The sequence below is a fragment of the Embleya sp. NPDC059237 genome (genome assembly GCF_042754105.1).
In the GTDB taxonomy this organism is placed as follows: domain Bacteria; phylum Actinomycetota; class Actinomycetes; order Streptomycetales; family Streptomycetaceae; genus Embleya.
Genome location: NZ_JBHZAE010000002.1, coordinates 678,979 through 698,044, shown reverse-complemented (window position 1 = coordinate 698,044; position 19,066 = coordinate 678,979). Strand labels below are relative to the sequence as shown.

The 19,066-nt window shown below is 72.3% G+C and carries 15 protein-coding genes; 9 read left to right on the top strand and 6 right to left on the bottom strand.

The window, feature by feature from the left end:
* Window position 1: 1 nt before the first annotated feature.
* The 8 genes from ACFXKZ_RS09820 to ACFXKZ_RS09785 all read left to right on the top strand — a co-directional run bounded on the left by ACFXKZ_RS09820 (window position 2) and on the right by ACFXKZ_RS09785 (window position 9,251).
* A complete protein-coding gene (locus tag ACFXKZ_RS09820; protein ID WP_379998361.1) occupies window positions 2–844 on the top strand; it encodes a hydroxypyruvate isomerase family protein in 843 nt (280 codons plus the stop codon).
* A complete protein-coding gene (locus ACFXKZ_RS09815) occupies window positions 841–1,797 on the top strand; it encodes a 2-hydroxy-3-oxopropionate reductase (protein ID WP_379998359.1) in 957 nt (318 codons plus the stop codon). The genes ACFXKZ_RS09820 and ACFXKZ_RS09815 overlap by 4 nt, the downstream gene beginning before the upstream one ends.
* Complete coding sequence (gene gcl / locus ACFXKZ_RS09810; RefSeq protein ID WP_379998357.1) at window positions 1,797–3,512, top strand: glyoxylate carboligase; 1,716 nt, start codon at window positions 1,797–1,799, stop codon at window positions 3,510–3,512. Before ACFXKZ_RS09815 ends, gcl begins: the two co-directional genes overlap by 1 nt.
* Window positions 3,513–3,669: 157 nt before the next feature.
* Window positions 3,670–4,791: a glycerate kinase gene (locus ACFXKZ_RS09805; protein ID WP_379998355.1), complete on the top strand. Its 1,122-nt coding sequence runs from the start codon at window positions 3,670–3,672 to the stop codon at window positions 4,789–4,791.
* A complete protein-coding gene (gene allB / locus ACFXKZ_RS09800; protein WP_379998353.1) occupies window positions 4,788–6,134 on the top strand; it encodes an allantoinase AllB in 1,347 nt (448 codons plus the stop codon). The genes ACFXKZ_RS09805 and allB overlap by 4 nt, the downstream gene beginning before the upstream one ends.
* Window positions 6,135–6,250: 116 nt before the next feature.
* Window positions 6,251–7,297 carry an allantoicase gene (alc, locus tag ACFXKZ_RS09795; protein WP_379998351.1) on the top strand — a complete coding sequence of 349 codons (1,047 nt, stop codon included), beginning with the start codon at window positions 6,251–6,253 and terminating at the stop codon, window positions 7,295–7,297.
* A 290-nt stretch (window positions 7,298–7,587) separates the two neighbouring features.
* Window positions 7,588–8,883 carry a family 2B encapsulin nanocompartment shell protein gene (locus tag ACFXKZ_RS09790; RefSeq protein ID WP_379998349.1) on the top strand — a complete coding sequence of 432 codons (1,296 nt, stop codon included), beginning with the start codon at window positions 7,588–7,590 and terminating at the stop codon, window positions 8,881–8,883.
* Between the two features lie 158 nt (window positions 8,884–9,041).
* On the top strand, window positions 9,042–9,251 hold the full coding sequence (locus ACFXKZ_RS09785; RefSeq protein WP_078978080.1) for a CsbD family protein: 210 nt from the start codon (window positions 9,042–9,044) through the stop codon (window positions 9,249–9,251).
* A 279-nt stretch (window positions 9,252–9,530) separates the two neighbouring features.
* On the opposite strand, the gene ACFXKZ_RS09780 is transcribed toward ACFXKZ_RS09785, so the two are convergent.
* From ACFXKZ_RS09780 to ACFXKZ_RS09760, 5 genes are all read right to left on the bottom strand, one after another.
* The gene (locus ACFXKZ_RS09780) at window positions 9,531–10,676 is read right to left on the bottom strand and encodes an XdhC family protein (protein ID WP_379998346.1); all 1,146 of its coding nucleotides are present in this window, start codon (window positions 10,674–10,676) and stop codon (window positions 9,531–9,533) included.
* Window positions 10,677–10,716: 40 nt separating this feature from the next.
* Window positions 10,717–12,222 carry an NCS2 family permease gene (locus ACFXKZ_RS09775; protein WP_379998344.1) on the bottom strand — a complete coding sequence of 502 codons (1,506 nt, stop codon included), beginning with the start codon at window positions 12,220–12,222 and terminating at the stop codon, window positions 10,717–10,719.
* Between the two features lie 233 nt (window positions 12,223–12,455).
* The gene (pucD, locus tag ACFXKZ_RS09770; protein WP_379998342.1) at window positions 12,456–14,822 is read right to left on the bottom strand and encodes a xanthine dehydrogenase subunit D; all 2,367 of its coding nucleotides are present in this window, start codon (window positions 14,820–14,822) and stop codon (window positions 12,456–12,458) included.
* 4 nt (window positions 14,823–14,826) lie between these two features.
* Window positions 14,827–15,327: a (2Fe-2S)-binding protein gene (locus ACFXKZ_RS09765; protein ID WP_379998340.1), complete on the bottom strand. Its 501-nt coding sequence runs from the start codon at window positions 15,325–15,327 to the stop codon at window positions 14,827–14,829.
* On the bottom strand, window positions 15,324–16,208 hold the full coding sequence (locus tag ACFXKZ_RS09760; RefSeq protein ID WP_379998338.1) for an FAD binding domain-containing protein: 885 nt from the start codon (window positions 16,206–16,208) through the stop codon (window positions 15,324–15,326). Before ACFXKZ_RS09760 ends, ACFXKZ_RS09765 begins: the two co-directional genes overlap by 4 nt.
* Before the next feature lie 302 nt (window positions 16,209–16,510).
* Here ACFXKZ_RS09760 and ACFXKZ_RS09755 point away from each other — a divergent pair, with 302 nt between their 5' ends.
* A complete protein-coding gene (locus ACFXKZ_RS09755; protein WP_379998336.1) occupies window positions 16,511–18,130 on the top strand; it encodes a PucR family transcriptional regulator in 1,620 nt (539 codons plus the stop codon).
* Between the two features lie 111 nt (window positions 18,131–18,241).
* Here the strand turns inward: ACFXKZ_RS09755 and ACFXKZ_RS09750 are convergent, their stop codons facing one another.
* On the bottom strand, window positions 18,242–19,027 hold the full coding sequence (locus ACFXKZ_RS09750; protein WP_379998334.1) for an SDR family NAD(P)-dependent oxidoreductase: 786 nt from the start codon (window positions 19,025–19,027) through the stop codon (window positions 18,242–18,244).
* Window positions 19,028–19,066: the final 39 nt, after the last annotated feature.

Sequence of the window (19,066 nt, the reverse complement as noted above, 5' to 3'; positions counted from 1 at the left end):
CGTGAGCGCTCGCGAACTGCGCTTCGACGTCAATCTTTCGATCCTCTTCACCGAACTCCCGCTCCTCGAACGGCCTGCGGCCGCCGCCGAGGCCGGCTTCACTGAGATCGAGCTCTGGTGGCCCTTCGCCGGGCCGACCCCCGCCGACGCCGAGCTGGACGCGCTGGCCCGGGCCGTCCGCGACGCCGGCGTCGCCCTGGTCGGGCTGAACTTCGACGCCGGGGACATGCCCGCCGGGGATCGTGGCCTGCTGTCCCGGCCCGCCGAGGCGGCGCGCTTCCGGGCCAACATCGACGTCGCGACCGGCTTCGCCGGGAGCCTGGGCTGCCGCGCGCTGAACGCGCTGTACGGCAACCGGGAGGACGGCGTGGATCCGCGGGCCCAGGACGAACTCGCCCTGGAAAACCTGGTGTCGGCGGCCGTCGCCGCCGAGCGGGTCGGGGCGACCGTGCTGATCGAGGCGCTGAACACGCCGGAGAACCCGCGCTACCCGCTCGCCGGCGCGGCCGACGCGCTCGCCGTGGTGGACAAGGTGAACGCCGAGACCGGCCTGGGCAACACGGCCTTCCTGGCCGACTTCTACCACCTCGCCCGCAACGGCGAGGCGCCGGCGGAGGTGATCGACGCCCACGCCGACCGCTTCGGCCACGTGCAGATCGCCGACACCCCCGGACGGGGGCAACCCGGCACCGGCGAAGTGGACTTCGACGACCTGTTCCGCCGACTCGTCGCCGCCGGGTACACCGGGCGCGTCGGCCTCGAATACAAGGCGGTCGGCGCCGCCGTGGACAGCTTCGGCTGGCTCGCACGCGAGCTGCGCGGCAACAGGGGAGGGGCCGGATGACCGGCGCGGCGGACACCAGGCGGATCGGGTTCATCGGACTGGGCATCATGGGCGGCCCGATGGCGGCCCACCTGGTCCGGGCCGGCCACCGGGTCACCGGATACGACTTGGAGCGGGCCGCGATCGACCGGCTGATCGCGGCCGGCGGCGAGGGCGCGGCGGGCATCGCCGACGCGGCGCGCGACGCGGACGTGGTGATCACCATGGTCCCGGCCGATCCGCAGGTCGAGCGGGTGATGTTCGGCGCGGGCGGCGTCCTGGAGAGTGTCGCGCCCGGCACGCTCGTGATCGACATGAGCTCGATCAAGCCCGGCACCTCGATCGCGGTGGCCCAGGCCGGCGCCGAGCGCAAGCTGCGGGTGCTGGACGCGCCGGTCAGCGGCGGCGAGGCGGGGGCGATCGAGGCGGTGCTCTCGATCATGGTCGGCGGCACCGAGCAGGACTTCGCCGCCGCACTGCCGCTGTTCGAGGTGCTCGGCCGCACGATCGTGCACGTCGGTCCGCACGGCGCGGGCCAGACGGTCAAGGCCGCGAACCAGCTGATCGTCGCGGGCAACGTCCAACTCGTCGCCGAGGCACTGCTGTTCCTGGAGCGCGCGGGGGTGGACACCGAGGCCGGGCTGAAGGTGCTCGCCGGCGGACTGGCCGGCAGTACCGTCCTGGACCGCAAGGGGCGGTTGATGCGCGACCGCGACTTCGAGCCGGGGTTCCGGATCGACCTGCACCACAAGGACATGGGCATCGTCACCGAATCGGCCCGCGAGTTCGACCTCGTGCTGCCGCTCGCCGGACTCACCGCGCAACTCGTCGCCTCGCTGCGCGCCCAGGGCGGGGGCGGGCTGGACCACTCCGGCCTGCTGCTCGGCCTGGAACGGCTCAACGGCGGCCCCCGCGAGGGCGGTTCGCCGACCGCCGGCACCAAGGACAGTGCTTCGAAGCAGGGAGACAACTGATGGCACCCCGTCGTGTTCCGGTCATGAACGCCGTGGTGGAGGTGCTGAAGTCGGAGGGCGTGGACACCGCGTTCGGCTGCCCCGGTGCGGCCATCCTGCCGCTCTACGCGGCCCTGGAGGCGGTCGGCGGGATCGAGCACCTGATCGTCCGGCACGAAGAGGGCGCGACCCACATGGCCGACGGCTGGGCCCGGACCAACGGCGGTGTCGGCGTCGCGATCGGCACCTCCGGTCCGGCCGGCACCAACATGATCACCGGCCTGTACACCGCGCTCGCCGACTCCGTCCCGATCGTGTGCATCACCGGTCAGGCCGTGTCGAGCAAGCTGCACCAGGAGGCGTTCCAGGCGGTCGACATCGTGGAGATCGCCAAACCGGTGACCAAGTGGTCGGTGCAGGTCAAGGAGGCCGCACAGGCTCCCTGGATCTTCCGCGAGGCGTTTCGGCGGGCCCGCTCGGGCCGCCCGGGCCCGGTGCTGATCGACCTGCCGCTGGACGTGCAGCGCCAGGAGATCCGGTGGGACTCCGCGGTGGACGCGCCGCTGCCGGTGACCGAGGTGTACCCGCACCAGCCGCGGGTGGACGCCGCGTTGGACCTGCTGCTCGCCGCCGAACGCCCGCTGCTGCTCTCCGGCGGCGGGGTGATCATCGGCGAGGCGCACGAAGAACTGGTCGAACTCGCCGAACTGCTCCAGGTCCCGGTGCAGGTCACCCTGATGGGCAAGGGGTCGATCGACGAGGACCACGCGCTCTACAGCGGGATGACCGGTGTGCAGACCTCGCAGCGCTACGGCAACGCCTCGTTCCTGGAATCGGACCTGGTGCTCGCGCTCGGCGCCCGCTTCGGCGACCGGCACACCGGCACACTCGATGTGTACCGGGGGCAGCGGAAGTTCATCCACGTCGACATCGAACCCACCCAGATCGGCAAGGTGTTCGAGCCGGATCTGGGCATCGTCTCGGACACCCGGCTGTTCCTCCAGGCGATCCTGGCCACCGCCAAGGAGCGCGGCATCCGCCGCGAGGCGGGCGCGTGGGTCGCGCGGATCCGGGAGTTGCGCGCGTCGTTGACCCGGCGCGAGGACTTCGACACCGTGCCGATCAAGGCGCCGCGCGTGTACAAGGAGATCAACGAGATCTTCGACGCGAACACCTACTTCGTCACCGCGATCGGGCTCTACCAGATCTGGGGCGGCCAGCATCAGAAGGCGTACAAGCCGCGCCACTACCAGGTCTGCGGTCAGGCCGGCCCGCTCGGTTGGGAGATCCCGGCGGCGATCGGGGTCAAGAAGGCGCTGCGGCACAACGATCCGGACGCCGAGGTGGTGGGCATCGTCGGCGACTACGGCTTCCAGTATCTGGTCGAGGAACTGGCCGTGGCGGCGCAGTACAACGTGCCGTTCGTGATCATCATGATCAACAACGAGTATCTGGGCCTGATCCGGCAGGCGTCGATCCCGTACGAGATGAACTACCAGGTCGACATCCACTACGACGAGGTCGGCACCGACAACGTCAAGTTGATGGAGGCATACGGCTGTTCGGGCACGCGGGTGATCGAGCCGGGCGACATCCGCCCGAGCATCGAGTGGGCTCGCAAGGAGGCGCGGCGCACCTCGCGGCCGGTCCTGGTGGAGATCATGATCGAGCGTGAGGCGAACACGCCGCACGGGCCGGCGATCGACGCGGTCGAGGAGTTCGAGCCGGTGCCGTAGCGGACCGCCGCTCCCATCGATTCCGTCCGGTGGCGTCGACCCCATTCCGGTGTCGTGCCCGCGTCACCGGGCGGTTGCCGGCCTCGTCGGTCCTGCCCGAAACGGCGGCCGCGTAGTTGACTGTGCTCCTGGCACAGCCCACCCGAAGGAGCAGCGCATGGGCCCGGTCGTCGTGCTGGCCCCCGACAAATTCAAGGGGACCCTGACCGCGGTGGAGGCCGCGGCCCGGATCGGCGCCGGGATCCGCCGGGCGCGCCCGGACGCGGAGATCCGCGTGTTGCCCGTCGCCGACGGCGGTGAGGGCACGGTCGACGCCGCGGTGGCGGCCGGCTTCACCCGGATCCCGGCGCGGGTGAGCGGTCCCACGGGGCGGCCCGTCGACGCGGCGTTCGCGGTGCGCGGCGCCACCGCCGTGGTGGAACTGGCCGAGGCTGCGGGGCTCGCCCGGCTGCCCGGCGGATTCGAGCCGCTGACCGCCGACACCACCGGGGTGGGCGAGTTGATCGCCCACACGCTCGAACTGGGTTGCACCCGGATCGTGCTCGGCCTGGGCGGCGCCGCCGCCACCGACGGCGGCTCGGGGCTGGCCCGGGCGCTGGGGGTGCGCCTCCTCGACGCGGCCGGGGCGGACCTGCCCCGGGGCGGGGCCGCGCTGCGTGACCTGGACCGGATCGACGGAGCCCCGGCCCTGGCCGCACGGCTGGCCGGCGTCGAGGTGGTGATCGCCTCGGACGTGGACAACCCGCTGCTGGGCCCCAAGGGCGCGGCGGCGGTGTACGGGCCGCAGAAGGGCGCCACACCCGACGACGTGGCCGTGCTCGACGCGGCCCTCGCGCGCTGGGCGGAGGTGGTCGCCCCGGACCTGGCCGACGTCCCCGGCGCGGGAGCGGCCGGCGGCGCCGGTTTCGGCGCGCTGGCGCTGCTCGGCGCGACCGTGCGCCCCGGCATCGCCCTGCTGCTCGACCTCCTGGGCTTCGCGGAACTGCTCGACGGGGCCCGGCTCGTGGTCACCGGCGAAGGCAGCCTGGACGCACAGACCCTGCACGGCAAGGCACCGGCCGGGGTGGCCGCCGCCGCCCGGGCCCGGGGGGTGCCCGTGGCGGTGGTGTGCGGCCGCGTCGAGTTGAGCCGGGACCGACTCGACGCGGCCGGCATCGTCGCCGCCTACGCGCTGACCGATCTGGGCCCCGACAGCCTGACCCGCGCCGGCGCCCTCGCCGAGATCGCGGGCGAGCGGTTGGCCCGCGACCTGCTCACCGCATCGGAGGACGCGTCGTGACCCACACCCCCACCCTCGTGCTGCGCTCGCGCCGGGTGCTCACCCAGGACGGCGAGCGGCCCGCCGACGTGGTCGTGGCCGGCGACCGGATCGCCGAGGTGCTGCCCCACGGCACCGCCGCCGGCGGCGCGCCGATCGAGGATCTGGGCGACGTCGCCCTGCTGCCGGGCCTGGTGGACACCCACGTACACATCAACGAGCCGGGTCGCACCGCGTGGGAGGGCTTCACCAGCGCCACCCGGGCCGCGGCCGCCGGCGGGGTGACCACCCTGATCGACATGCCGCTCAACTCGATCCCGGCCACCGTCACGGTCGACGCGCTGCGGGTCAAGCGGGACGCGGCCCGCGGGCGGGTGTACGTGGACGTGGGCTTCTGGGGCGGGGCGATCCCGGGGAACACGGGCGAATTGGCCGCGCTGCACCGGGCCGGCGTGTACGGGTTCAAGAGCTTCCTGGCGCCGTCCGGCGTGGACGAGTTCCCGCACGTGAACGCCGCGGAGCTGGCCGAGGCGCTGACCGAACAGGCCCGGCTGGGCGCGCTCGCGATCATCCACGCCGAGGCGCCGCAGGTCCTGGACGCCGCGCCGCAAGTGCCCGGTCGGGCCTACGCCGACTTTCTCGCCTCCCGACCCGACGCGGCGGAGACGGTCGCCGTCGGGCAACTCTTGGACACCGCGGGGCGCACCGGCGTGCGGGTGCACGTGCTGCACGTGTCCTCGGCGGACGTACTGCCGCTGCTCGCCGCCGCCCGTGCGGACGGGATCGCGGTCACCGCCGAGACGTGTCCGCACTATCTGACCCTGGCCGCCGAGGGGGTGCCGGCCGGCGACACCACGTTCAAGTGTTGTCCGCCGATCCGCTCCGAGGACAACCGCGAGCGGCTGTGGCGCGGGGTCGAGGCGGGCGCGTTCGCCGCCGTGGTCTCCGACCACTCGCCGTGCACCACCGACCTCAAGCGGCTCGACGTCGGCGACTTCGCCGCCGCGTGGGGTGGCATCGCCTCCCTGCAACTGGGTCTGCCCACGGTGTGGACCGCGGCCCGGGCGCGCGGCCTGGCGCTGGCGGAGGTGGTCGCGCTGATGTCGACCGGACCGGCGCGGCTGGTCGGCCTGGCCCGCAAAGGCACCATCGCCCCCGGATACGACGCGGACCTGGTCGCGTTCGACCCGGACACGGTGTTCACGGTGGATCCGGGCGGGCTGCACCACCGCAATCCGGCCACCCCCTACGCCGGCCGCACGCTCACCGGCGTCGTCCGCACCACGTGGCTCGCGGGCGCGCCCGTGAACGTACACGGCACCCCGCGCGGGCGCCTCCTGGATCGTGTGGGGACGGCCGCGTGATCACCCCCGCCATGCGCCGCCTGCGCGGCCACGGCCCACCTCCCTCGAGTGGTCTCCAGTAACCGCGAGCGCCCGCCCGCGGTTGTCGACTCCCGTTCCGGGCGAGGAGATTCCCCATGACCACCGACTTCACCGCATACATCAATCTGGCCTCGCGCGCGCTCGGCGCCGGCGTGGTCGCCGCCAACGACGAGTGGTTCGCCGAGAAGGAGAACCTGCTTCGGGCCGAACCGCCGGTCTTCGCACCGCACACGTTCGGCCCCAGGGGGCAGATCATGGACGGCTGGGAGACCCGCCGCCGGCGCGGCCCCTCGGCTGCACACCCGCACCCCGAACCGGACGCGCACGACTGGGCGATCGTGCGCCTTGGCGTGCCCGGCATCGTGCGCGGGGTCGTGATCGACACCGCGTTCTTCACCGGCAACTATCCGCCGGGCGTCTCGGTCGAGGCCGCCTCCGTGCCCGGCACACCCTCGGTCGAGGAACTGCTCGACCCGGCGGTCGCGTGGGCCACGATCGTCGCCCGCACCGAGCTGCGGGGCGACACCGCGCATCCCTTCGAGGTCGCCGTGGCACGGCGGTTCACCCACGTACGGCTGAACATCTTCCCCGACGGCGGGGTGGCCCGACTGCGCGTGCACGGCGAGGCGGTACCGGATCCGGCCTGGCTCGACGGGCTCACCGTGGACCTCGCGGCGCAGGAGTACGGCGGGGTCGCCGAGGCGGCCAGCGACCGCTACTTCTCCTCGCCGCACAACCTCAACGCGCCGGGCCGCTCGCGGGTGATGGGCGAGGGTTGGGAGACCCGCCGGCGGCGCGACGCCGGCCACGACTGGGTGCGGCTGCGCCTGGTCGGACGGGCCGAACTGCTCGGCGCCGAGGTCGACATCGACAACTACCTGGGGAACGCGCCGGGTTGGATCGCGCTGGCCGGCAGCGACGCGAGCGTGGATCCCGACGCCTGGTTCGAACTGCTGCCGCGCACCAGGGTCCAGCCGGACACCCGACACCGATTCCGCTTCACCGACGTGCCCCCGGTTACGCACGTACGCATCGAGGTCTTCCCGGACGGCGGGGTGGCCCGACTGCGGCTGCCGGGCCGACTGACCGCGGCGGGCCTGACCGCGCTGCGCGAGCGCTTCCACAGCGCCGGACCCGCATAGCCGACGGGGAGTCGGATCCGAGATGAGCGTGCAGAACCCGCGGGAAGCCTCCGTCAGAGCTGCTTAGCCACTTCGCACCCCTATCAGTCTCACTCGTTCGGGTAATGGCCGGCCGTCGGCGCACCGGCAACGATTGACCGCGCAAACGGGTTCATCCAGGGGAGGCGGAATCGTTGTCGATCGATGCTGGGGCGCGCACGGAAGGTGACGCCCAGGACACGCAGGCCCGTTCGAGTCTTGCGACGGAGGCGGCGCGAAATCTCGCGACGACCACCAAGACCGTCCCGCAGATGCAGGACATCACGTCGCGATGGCTGCTGAAGATGTTGCCGTGGGTCCAGGTATCGGGTGGTACATACCGGGTCAACCGACGGCTGAGCTACCGGGTGGGGGATGGCCGGGTCCAGTTCGTCCAGACCGGTTCCGATGTGCGGGTGATCCCGGCGGAGTTGGGCGAGCTGGCGCCGCTGCGCGGGTTCGAGGACGAGGAGGTGCTGCGCGCGCTGGCGGACCGCTTCGTGCGGCGGGAGTTCGCGGCGGGGGAGACGCTGACGACCCTGGGGGAGCCGACCGACCGGGTCTTTTTGGTCGTGCACGGCAAGATCAACCGGTTCGGCGAGGGCCGCTACGGCGACCGCACCGTGCTCGGACTGCACGGCGACGGCGACCACTTCGGCGAGCGCATGCTCGTCGACCGGGACGCGACGTGGGGGTACACGGCCACCGCGGCCACCTCGGTGATCGTGCTGGAGATGACCCGGGAGGCGTTCGACGCGGTGCGGGCCGACGCGTTGCGCACGCACCTGGCCGAATACGCCGAGGACACCAGTCGGCCGCAAAACGCCAAGGGCGAGGCGGAGATCCCGATGTCCGCCGGCCACCGCGGCGAGGCGCTGCTGCCCGGCAGCTTTGTGGACTACGAACTCAAGCCGCGCGAATACGAGTTGAGCGCCGCGCAGACCGTGCTCAAGGTGCACAGCCGGGTCGCGGATCTGTACAACCACCCGATGGATCAGATCGAGCAACAATTGCGGCTGACCATCGAGGCGTTGCGCGAGCGCCAGGAACACGAGCTGATCAACAACCGCGAGTTCGGGCTGCTGCACAACGCCGACTACGACCAGCGCATCCAGGCCCAGTCCGGCCCGCCCACCCCCGACGACATGGACGAACTGCTCAGCCGGCGACGCGGCTCCAGGCTCTTCCTGGCCCACCCGCGCACGATCGCCGCGTTCGGCCGCGAGTGCAGTCGGCTCGGCTTGTACCCGACCACGGTCGACGTGGGCGGCAACCAGATCCCGGCCTGGCGCGGCGTGCCGATCTTCCCGTGCAACAAGATCCCGATCTCGGAGGGGCACACCAGTTCGATCCTGGTGATGCGTACCGGCGAGGACGACCAGGGTGTGGTGGGTCTGCATCAGACCGGCCTGCCCGACGAGTACCAGCCGGGCCTGTCGGTGCGCTTCATGGGCATCAACGAGCAGGCGCTGATCTCCTACCTGGTCACCGCCTACTACTCGGCGGCGGTACTGGTCCCGGACGCCCTGGGGGTCCTGGAGAACGTCGAGATCTCGCGGGCCCGATGAGCGGGAGAGGGCGCCCCGTGCGGGACACGGGTGACCGGATGAGAAAGATCACGAAGACTATGTATAGGTGTCAAACCGGTCATTTCCGGTTATAGGTCGGGCCGGACGTCGCGCGATCAACGGACGCGCGCGGTCTACCGCGACAGGAGACCCGAGACATGGGCATCGACGACAACATCCGCAACAAGGCCCAGGACGCAGCCGGCCAGGCCAAGGAGAAGGTCGGCGAGGCGACCGGCAACGAGGACCTGCGGGACGAGGGCCAACAGGATCAGGGCTCGGCCAAGGCCAAGCAGGCCGTCGAGGGCGCCAAGGACAAGGCCAACGAGGCGATCAACAAGATCAAGGGCTCGCTCAAGCGAGACTGATCGTCTCGTTCGAGCGGGACTGATCGCAGGGCCCGCCCGGTCGCCGCGTGCGACGGGAGTCGGGCGACCGCGAGGCCCCCGGTGCGCCGGGGGCCTCGCGGCGTGGGTGAGCGGGTCGGCCGGGACGGGTCGGCCCACGCGGGTCGGTTCCGACGAATTGGCCCGAGCGGCCGAACGGGCGGCGGTCGGCCCGCGGCGGCACGACTACGGCGATCGCGAGCGCGGCGGCCCGGGCGGGGGCGTCGACGAGGTCGGCGTCGGCACGGCGGGGTGGCGGGGTCAGGTCGCCGTGTGGTGGATCGGGCCCGTGGCCGTGCGCAGGGGGCGGGCCGTGGCGCCGGTTCGGGTGGCCACCACCTCGGCGAAGATGGACAGGGCCGTCTCGTCGGGGGTGCGAGCGCCGAGGTCCAGGCCGATGGGGGAGTGCAGCGCGGCCAACCGCTTTTCGGTGAGCCCGATTTCGCGCAGCCGGGTCAGGCGCGCCGCGTGGGTGCGGCGCGAGCCCATGGCGCCGACATAGGACAGATCCAGGCGCAGCGCCAGGTCCAGGAGTGGGACGTCGAACTTCGGGTCGTGGGTCAGAACGGTGATCACCGTGCGGGCGTCGAGGGTGTTCGCGATCGAGGCCAGGTGGCGGTGCGGCCAGTCCACGATCACCTCGTCCGCGTCGGGAAAACGCCGCCGGGTGGCGAACACCTCCCGCGCGTCGCACACCGTCACCCGGTAGCCGAGCAGGTTGCCCATGCGGGTCACCGCCGCCGCGAAGTCGATCGCGCCGTAGACGAGCAGGCGCGGCGGCGGGGTGCGGGTCTCCACGAAGACGGTGACGTCGTCGGGGTCCGATTCCGGACACGGACGGCCGTCCGGGCGCAGCGTCACCCGGCCGGTGCAGCCCAGGGCGAGCATGGCTCGGGCCTCGGCGACCACGGACGCGTCCAGCGCGGGATCGGCGCCGAACGTACCGGTCACCGCCGACTCCGCGGGGTGCGCCCCTCGCGCCGCGCCCACGACCGTGATCGCCCGCCCCACCAGCGTCGCCGGTCCCGCCACGACGCGGGCCGCGGCCACGGGGATGTCCCGTTCGGCCGCGGCCAGGGCCGCCTCCACCGTCGCGTCGCCGGCGCGTTGTACGAAGATGTCGAGCACTCCGCCGCAGGTCAGCCCCACGGCGAAGGCGTCCTCGTCGTTGTAGCCGAAGCGCTGGAGCACCGGGGTGCCGCACTCCAGCGCCTCGCGGCACAAGTCGTACACCGCACCCTCCACACACCCGCCGGAGACGCTGCCGACGACCGTGCCGTCGGCGCCCACCGCGAGCGCCGCGCCCGGGGGGCGGGGGGCGCTCCCGCCGACGCCGACGACGGTGGCCAGGGCGTATGGCGTTCCCGCACGGCGCCATGCCGCGAGTTCGCTCCCGAGGTCGAGCATCGACGTCTCCTGGGGGTGTGGGTGGTGCGGTGTGCGGGCGTCAGCTGACGCCCAACCACTCCTTGATCGGATGCAGGGCGAAGAACACGAGGAAGGCCAGGGTGAGGACCCACATCAGCGGGCCGATGTCGCGGAACCTGCCCTGGGCGGCCTTGATCAGCGTGTAGACGATCACGCCGGCGGCGACGCCCGCGGTGATCGAGTACGTGAACGGCATCAGCACGATGGTCAGGAACGCGGGGATGGCCGCGGCCTTGTCGTCCCAGTCGATGTGCTTGACCTGGGTGATCATCATCGAGCCGATCACCACGAGCGCGGCGGCGGCGACCTGGTCGGGGACCACGCCGGCGAGCGGGGTGAAGAACAACATCAGGCCGAAGATCGTGCCGGTGACCACGCCGGCCAGCCCGGTGCGGGCGCCTTCGCCGACGCCGGTCGCCGATTCGATGAAGACGGTCTGACCCGACGAGCTGGTCACCCCACCGACGATGCCCCCCGCACCGTCGATGGCCAGCGCCTTGGACAGCCCGGGCATCCGGCCCTTGTCGTCCACGAGCTCGGCCTCGGTGCCGATGCCGATGATGGTCGCCATCGCGTCGAAGAAGCCCGCGAAGACGAGAGTGAACACCAGGACGGAGGCGGTGATGCCGCCGGCCTCGGAGAAGCCGCCGAACACGCTCACCTCGCCGAACAGCCCGAAGTCCGGTGCATCGACCACCTTGTCCGGCAGGTTCGGCACACCACCGCCCCAGGTCTTGTCGGATATGTCGACGATCGCGTTGACCACGATCGCCAGCACGGTGCCGAAGACCAGGCCGATCAGGATCGCGCCGCGGATGTCGCGGGCCATCAGCATGAAGATGGTGAGCACCGTGACCGCGAAGATCAGCACCGGCCAGCCGGCCAGTTCACCGGCCGGGCCGAGCGTCACCGGCGGTCCGCCCGGCGCGGCGTTCTCGGTCACCACGCCCGCCTTGTTCAGCCCGATCATCGCGATGAACAGGCCGATCCCGATGGTGATCGCGTGCTTGAGCGCCATCGGAATGGCGTTCATGATGCGCTCGCGCAGCCCCGAGACGACCATCAGCATGATGATCAGGCCGTAGATCACGCACAGGCCCATCGCCTGCGGCCAGGTCATCTCGGCCGCGACCTGGTTGCCCACCACACCGGCCACCGACAGGCCCGCGGCAAGCGCCAGCGGCACATTGCCGATCAGGCCCATCGCCACCGTGGTGATGAACGCGGCCAGCGCGGTCATCGTGGTGATCTGCGCGGGGTCGAGCTGGTGCCCCTTGACGTCCTTGCCGCCCAGCAGGATCGGATTGAGCAACAGGATGTACGCCATCGCCATGAACGTGGTGAGACCGCCGCGCAGTTCGCGGCCCACCGAGCTGCCGCGCGCGCTGATCCGGAAGTACGTGTCCAACGCGCCCGAACCGGACGAGCCGGCCGGCGGCGGATCGCCGGCCCGGGTCGCCCCGGATCCGCGCGGCGGATTCGGGGGATTCTCGCCGGGTTCCGTCGGAACCGATGTCTGAGGCACTTTCCCACTCCCAAGTGTCCTAGGTGTTGTTGGGGTGGAGCCGGGTCGCCGCGGCGCAGCCACCCGGAGCCTGTTCCGGGCAGGCGGGCGCGACGACCTTCCTGCGTGGGGGCGCGTCCGCTCGACGGCACGGCGATCGGCCGTGCGGGGTCGAGCCGGTCCGGCCCCGGGGGCCGCGTCTGCGCCGCCGCCGGGACCGTACTACGGTGATGAGAACGGGAACTGACGGTGTCTCAGAGCCCGGTGAGGTGTTCCGGCCGGACCGGCACCCGGTTCAGGGCCAGGCCGGTCGCCGCGCGAATCGCCGCGACGATCGCGGGCGTCGCGGACAAAGTGGGTGCCTCGCCGGCTCCGCGCAGCCCGTACGGGGCGTGCGGGTCGGCCAGTTCGAGGACGTCCACCGGCATCGGCGGGGTGTCGAGGATGGTGGGGATCAGGTAGTCCGTGAAGGACGGATTGCGCACCCGCCCCTCGGCGACCACGATCTCCTCCATCACCGCCAGACCCAGCCCCTGGGTGCTGCCGCCGTGGATCTGGCCGAGCACCGCGAGCGGGTTCATCGCCTTGCCCACGTCCTGTGCGGCGGCCAGTTCGACCACCTTGACCAGGCCCAGCTCCACGTCCACGTCCACCACCGCGCGGTGTGCGCAGAAGGTGTACTGGACGTGTCCGAAGCCCTGTCCGGTGGTCCGGTCGAACGCCTGGGTGGGGCGGTGTCGGAACTCGACGGTCTCGTCCACGGGTTCGTCGCCGAGCAGGTCGGCCAAGTCGGCGACCACCGCGTCGGCGCGGTCGACCACCTTGCCGCCGACCAGGCGCAGGCCCGCCACGAGATCGGGCGTCCAGCCGTGGCGGAGCCGGCCGCGCTCGAACACCGTGCCGCGCACCGCCTCGGCGGCCAGTTTGACCGCACCGCCCGTCATGTACGTCTGCCGCGACGCGGAGGTCGACCCGGCGGAGCCCACCCGCGTATCGGCCGGCGCGATGGTCACCAGGTCCACGCCCAACTCGGTGCGCACGATCTGCGCATGCACCGTGACACCGCCCTGGCCCACCTCGGCCATCGCGGTGTGCACCAGCCCGACCGGCGCGCCGCCCACCACCTCGAGCCGAACCCGTGCGGTGGAGTAGTCGTCGAAGCCCTCGGAGAAGCCGACGTTCTTGATCCCGACCCCGTAGCCGATCCCGCGCACGACGCCCTCGCCGTGCGTGCTGTTGGAGACCCCGCCCGGCAACTCGCGCACGTCCACACCGTCGCCGGTGTGCCGGTGCTCCGCCGCCGGCAGCGGCATCGCCTTCACCCGGCGCAGCAGTTCGGCCACCGGCGCGGGCGCGTCCACAACCTGGCCGGTGGGCAGCACCGAGCCCTGCTCCATCGCGTTCAGCCGCCGCAACTCCACCGGATCCAGGCCCAGTTCCGCGGCCAGCCGGTCCATCTGGCTCTCGTAGCCGAAGCACATCTGGACCGCGCCGAAGCCGCGCATCGCGCCGCACGGCGGGTTGTTCGTGTACACCGCGGTCGCGTCGATCGAGGCGTTCGGGATCACGTACGGACCGATCCCCAGCGAGGCCGCGTTGCCGACCACGGCGGGGGAGGATGATGCGTACGCGCCGCCGTCCAGCACGATCTCCGCCCGGACGAACACCAACCGGCCGTCCCGCGTGGCGCCGTGCTCGAAGACCATCGTCGCCGGGTGGCGGTGCACGTGGCCGAAGAACGACTCCTCGCGGTTGTAGACGATCTTCACCGGCTTGCCGGTGTACTGCGCGAGCAGACACGCGTGCACCTGCATCGAGAGATCCTCGCGCCCGCCGAACGCGCCGCCGACGCCGGCCAGGGACAGTCGTACCTTCTCCGGCGGCAGACCGAGCACCGGGCACAACTGCTCTCGGTCCACGTGCAGCCACTGGGTGGCGATGTACAGATCGATCCCGCCGTCCTCGGCGGGCACCGCGAGCCCCGACTCCGGGCCCAGGAACGCCTGGTCCTGCATGCCGACCTCGTACTCGCCGCGCACGATCACATCGGCCCGTGCGCGCACCTGCGCCGAGTCCCCGTCGCCGTGGTGGATGTGCTGGCTGTGCACGATGTTGCCGAAGGCGTGCGCCTTGTAGTCGGCCGGCGCGTGCACGTAGCCGTATCGCTCCGGATCCAGCGCCTCGACCGGTCCGATCGCCGGCAACACGTCGTAGTCCACCACGATCCGGGCCGCCGCGCGCCGCGCGGTCTCGGGGTGGTCGGCGGCCACGATCGCGATCGGCTCGCCGTGGAAGCGCACCTCGTCGATGGCAAGGACCGGCTGATCGGCGATCTCCAGGCCGTAGAACCTGCTGCCGGGGATGTCCTCGTGGGTGAGCACCGCGTACACCCCCGGCACGGCCAGCGCCGCGGACACGTCCAAGGATCGGATCCGGGCCCGGGCGTGCGGGCTGCGCAGTGTCGTGCCCCACAACATGTCCTCGTGCCACAGGTCCGAGGCGTAGGCGAAGTCGCCCTTGACCTTGAGGATCCCGTCGGGTCGCAGCGGCGACGCGCCGATGCCGTCCCGACCGGGCGCGGCGACGTCGAGCAGGTTCTTCGGCATGGTCGGACCGGCCATGGCGTCAGCCCTCCGAACCGGCCGGGGCCGTACCGCGCGCGTCGGCCTTGCGCGCGGCCGCCAACCGGACCGCGTCCATGATCTTCTCGTAGCCCGTACAGCGACACAGATTGCCGGACAGCGCCTCGCGGATCTCCGCGTCGGACGGGTGATGCGCCCGGTTGAGCAGGTCGTGCGTCTGGACCAGCAGGCCCGGCGTACAGAACCCGCACTGCACCGCGCCCGCGTCCACGAACGCCTGCTGGACCGGATCCAGCGTGTCCCCGTGGGCCAACCCCTCGACCGTGCCGACCTCACGATCCTGCACCTGTCCGGCGGCGACCAGACACGCGCACACCGGGGCGCCGTCGAGATAGACCGTGCACGAGCCGCACTCGCCCTGCTCACACGCGTTCTTGGACCCGGGCAGCCCGACCCGCTCGCGCAGGACGTAGAGCAGACTCTCGCCCTCCCACACGTCGTCCGCCTCGGTCGGGCGGCCGTTCACGGTGAATGTGACCCTCATGCGGCGGCCCTCCCGGTGGCGCGGTGGTCGTTCCAGGTCCAGAGCAGGGTGCGGCGCCCCATCACGGCCAGCGCGTGGCGCCGGTACGCGGCCGACCCGCGCACGTCGTCGATCGGCGCGGCGGCCGCCGCCACCAGTTCGCCGAAGCGCCGCGCGGTGGCCTGCGGCAGTTCGCCGCCGGAGGTCCACAGGCCGCTCTCGTCGAGTTCGGCCCGGATGAACTCCTCCGCCTCGCGCGCCCGGCGCGGGGTGGGCGCGGCGGAGCCGATCCCGGTGCGTACATCCCGGGTGCGCGGGTGCAGCGCGACCGCGAACGAGCAGACCGCGATCACCATCGCGTTGCGGGTGCCGATCTTGGCGAACTGCTGCGGCCCGGTCGCCGACGGGATGTGGATCGCCCGGATCAGCTCGTCCGGCTCCAGCGCGTTGCGCTTGACCCCGAGATAGAAGTCGTCGATCGGGATCAGCCGGGTGCCACGCACCGACGCCGCCTCCACCGTTGCGCCCGAGGCGAGCAGCGGCGGGTGCGCGTCGCCCGCCGGCGAGGCGCCGCCGAGGTTGCCGCCGACCGAACCCCGGTTGCGGATCTGCGGCGAGCCGACGGTGCGTGCGCCGAGGGACAACCCCGGCAGCCGGTCGTGCAGCGACTCGATGATCCGCGCGTACGGTACGCAGGCGCCCAGACGCACCGTGTCGTCGTCCTCGATCCGCCATTCGTGCAACTCGCGGATCCGGTTGAGATCCACCAGGGCATCGGGGCGACGCCGGTCGAAGTTCAGCTCGACCATCACGTCGGTGCCACCGGCGATCGGGACCGCGGACGGGTGCTGCGCCTTGACGGCGAGCGCCTCCTCCCACGTCGCGGGCCGCAGGAATTCCATGTCGGGTGTCTCCTTCTGCCTTGCGTATGGCCCTACCGTCCTTGTACCCGTCGCGGGGGGCGCGTCGCTCGGGGCGTGGTGACCGCTCGTTTCGTGACCGGTCGTTTTTGTGGATGGGAGGGTGCGCACCAGTACACCGAGACGGAGGTCACTGCGAGTACCCACCGAAGACATGACCCAGGCGTGTCACACGGGCGGTGTTCCCGTACTTTTCTCCAAGTGCTCGTCCGGTCGCCGAACCGGTATGACGGATCCGCCGCGCGGCCGACGCCGTGGCCGGCTCGATCGAGAGGGGGCCGTCGATGCGATTGCGCGCGCTTCTCGGCGATGGCACGACCGGCGTCGGCATAGCCGGCATCCGTCTGCTGGTGGGCGAGGGGGAGCTGGATCGTACGGTGCGCGCGGTGATGACCACCGACCTGCACGACCCCAGCCGCTACCTGACCGCCGGGGCCCTGGTGCTGACCGGGATGGGCTGGCGCTCGGGCCCGGGCGACTCGGACCGCTTCGTCCGGGTGCTGACCCGGGGTGGCGCCACCGCGCTGGCCGCGGGGGAGGCGGAGATCGGCGCCATCCCGGCCGATCTGGTGGACGCCTGCGAGCGGCATCACCTGCCGCTGTTCGCGGTCGAGGAGGAGTTGTCCTTCGCCCACCTGACCGAGTTCGTGGTCCGGCGGATCTCCGCCGAGCGGGCCGACGACCTGACCGCGGTGGTCGACCGGCATCGACGTCTGGTCCAGGCGGCGGCCGGCGGGGCCGGGCTGGACGGGGTGCTCGGGCTGGTCGCGGCCGACATCGACATCCACTGCTGGGTGCTCTCGCTGACCGGGCGGCAGGCCGCCGCCGGCGGGCCGGACCTGGCACCGGGGTTGCGGGTCAAGCTGGCCCGCGCGCACTTCGCCGCCCGCGAGCGCCGGGCCCGGGTGCCGTTCCGGCACCGGGCCGACGGGCGCTCGTTCTCGCTGCTGCCGGTGCCCGAGGCGGGTGGGGCGGCCGACCCGGACGCGTGGGGCGACTGGTTCCTGGCGGTCGAGGACGACGTGAGCGACTGGCCCGACCGGCACCAGGCGCTGCTGGGCGAACTGGTCCGGCTGGTCTCGGTGGGCCGCGAGCGGGTCGAGGACGGGCGCCGGCGCACCCGACGCGTGGCCGAGGACGTGCTGAACCTGCTCGCGAGCGGCGCCGATTCGTTCGAGGTGGCGACACGCCTGCGGGTGGCCGAGCCGGACGAGGGCGACACGTGGCACCGGCAGTTCGTCACCCTCACGCTGCCCGACGTGCCCGTGCGCGACGCACCCGGACTGGCCCGGGTGCTCCTGGAGGAGGCGCTGGCGGATCGACCGACGCCCGCCCTGGTGTCGGCGGCCGGCTCCGGCGCGGTGGCGCTGATCTCGTGCGAGGGCGGGGACGACCGGGACGGCGCCGAGCCGGATCCCACCGCAGGCCTGCTGCGCGAGCGGCTGGCCGCGTTGGACGGGCCCGCGACGGACGACCTGCGGGCGCACATCGGGGTGAGCGCCCGGGTGGACCGCGCCGACGCGCTGCGCGGCGCCTTGGAGGAGGCCTGGCACGCGGGCCGGATCGCCGGGACCAGGACGGGCCGGATCGAGGTGGTCGGGCACGCCGAACTCGCCTCGCACGTGGCGCTGCTGGCCGCGGTGCCCGAGGACGTGCGCCGGGCCTTCCGGGGCCGGTTGCTGGAACCGCTGCGCGCGTACGACGCGAGCCATCAGGCGGACCTGATCGGCACGTTGGAGGTGTTTTTGGACTGCGACGGGTCGTGGACCAGGTGCGCCGCGCGGTTGCACGTACACGTGAACACGCTGCGCTACCGGATCGGCCGGATCGAGGAGCTGACCGGGCGTCAGTTGGCTCGTCTGGAGGACAAGGTGGACTTCTTCCTGGCGCTGCGGCTGCGCTGAGCGGGCGCGAACGGGCGTACCGGCGGCCCGGCTTCCCCGCCGATGCGTCGAAATCGGATCGGTCGGGCGGATCCCGGGTCGGCCGATGGGTCGAAAATCGTGCCGGCCGGGTCAGCCGAAGGAGACCCCCGACGTGACCGGGACGACCGTGCCGGTGATTGCCCGGGCCCGGTCGGAGGCCAGGAAGGCGACCGCGTCGGCGATGTCCTCGGGCCGGGTGATCCGGCGCAGCGCCGAGGACCGGGTCAGCTCGGCCCGTACCTCGCTCTCGGGCACCGCCCGGCGCGCGGCGATGTCGGCGATGTACCCGGCGAGTTTGGCGTTCTCGGTGTAGCCCGCGACGACCACGTTGACCCGGATGCCGTCCGGCCCGACCTCCTTGGCCAACACCCCGGAGGCCACCTCCATCGCGGCCTTGGTCGCCGCGTACGCGCCCAGCCCGACGAGCTTCGCGCGCGGCGCCTCCGAGGAGATCTGCACGATCGAGCCGCCGCCGACCGCGCGCAGATGGGGCAACGCGGCGCGGGAGACGGCCAGTACACCCAGCACGTTGATCTCGAACGCGCGCCGGAACTCGTCCGGGTCCAACTCCTCCAGGCGTCCCGACGGGTTGTACGTCGCCACGTTCACCACCACGTCCACCCGGCCCGATTCCCGGGCCGCGGTGTCCACCAGCGCGCGGCAGGCGCCATGGTCGGCCAGATCGGTCGGCACCGCGAGCACCCGACGGCCCGTCAGCTCCCGGATCTCGTCCGCGAGTTCGCGCAGCGGTTCGGGGCGGCGGGCGGCCAGCACCAGGTCCGCGCCGTCGCGGGCCAGCGCCAATGCCGACGCGCGCCCGATGCCCGCTCCGGCTCCCGCGACGATTGCGACCCGTGCGTCCGGTTCCTCCGCCATCGACACCCCTTTCACGTGCGCGAAATCCGCGACTCGCCA

Excerpts from the sequence above, each read along its gene's own strand:
- ACFXKZ_RS09765 (WP_379998340.1), bottom strand. The coding sequence starts at position 15,327 with ATGAGGGTCACATTCACCGTGAACGGCCGCCCGACCGAGGCGGACGAC.
- ACFXKZ_RS09780 (WP_379998346.1), bottom strand. The coding sequence starts at position 10,676 with ATGCTCGACCTCGGGAGCGAACTCGCGGCATGGCGCCGTGCGGGAACG.
- ACFXKZ_RS09750 (WP_379998334.1), bottom strand. The coding sequence starts at position 19,027 with ATGGCGGAGGAACCGGACGCACGGGTCGCAATCGTCGCGGGAGCCGGA.
- ACFXKZ_RS09805 (WP_379998355.1), top strand. The coding sequence starts at position 3,670 with ATGGGCCCGGTCGTCGTGCTGGCCCCCGACAAATTCAAGGGGACCCTG.
- gcl (WP_379998357.1), top strand. The coding sequence starts at position 1,797 with ATGGCACCCCGTCGTGTTCCGGTCATGAACGCCGTGGTGGAGGTGCTG.
- ACFXKZ_RS09785 (WP_078978080.1), top strand. The coding sequence starts at position 9,042 with ATGGGCATCGACGACAACATCCGCAACAAGGCCCAGGACGCAGCCGGC.
- alc (WP_379998351.1), top strand. The coding sequence starts at position 6,251 with ATGACCACCGACTTCACCGCATACATCAATCTGGCCTCGCGCGCGCTC.
- ACFXKZ_RS09815 (WP_379998359.1), top strand. The coding sequence starts at position 841 with ATGACCGGCGCGGCGGACACCAGGCGGATCGGGTTCATCGGACTGGGC.
- ACFXKZ_RS09790 (WP_379998349.1), top strand. The coding sequence starts at position 7,588 with ATGCAGGACATCACGTCGCGATGGCTGCTGAAGATGTTGCCGTGGGTC.
- pucD (WP_379998342.1), bottom strand. The coding sequence starts at position 14,822 with ATGGCCGGTCCGACCATGCCGAAGAACCTGCTCGACGTCGCCGCGCCC.
- ACFXKZ_RS09755 (WP_379998336.1), top strand. The coding sequence starts at position 16,511 with ATGCGATTGCGCGCGCTTCTCGGCGATGGCACGACCGGCGTCGGCATA.
- ACFXKZ_RS09760 (WP_379998338.1), bottom strand. The coding sequence starts at position 16,208 with ATGGAATTCCTGCGGCCCGCGACGTGGGAGGAGGCGCTCGCCGTCAAG.